Below are 255 nucleotides of genomic sequence, written 5' to 3'. Positions count from 1 at the left end.
CCGTTCACCCTCTCAGGTCGGCTACGCATCGTCGCCTTGGTGAGCCGTTACCCCACCAACTAGCTAATGCGCCGCAGGCCCATCTATAAGTGACAGATTGCTCCGTCTTTCATTATCTCTCCAGGAGGAGAAATAAATTATCCGGTATTAGCTACCGTTTCCGGTAGTTATCCCAGTCTTACAGGCAGGTTGCCTACGTGTTACTCACCCGTCCGCCGCTAAGTATCAGAGAAGCAAGCTTCTCATCAACTCCGC

General features: G+C 52.2%; 1 rRNA gene. It reads right to left on the bottom strand.

Annotated elements, in window-relative coordinates:
• Nucleotides 1-255 (bottom strand): 16S ribosomal RNA (locus KJS65_RS29630); the annotation flags it as partial.

It is taken from the genome of Paenibacillus sp. J23TS9 (assembly GCF_018403225.1).
GTDB lineage: Bacteria > Bacillota > Bacilli > Paenibacillales > Paenibacillaceae > Paenibacillus_AQ.
Note: the sequence above shows the minus strand (reverse complement) of the source record. Positions and strands in the feature narration are given on the sequence as shown.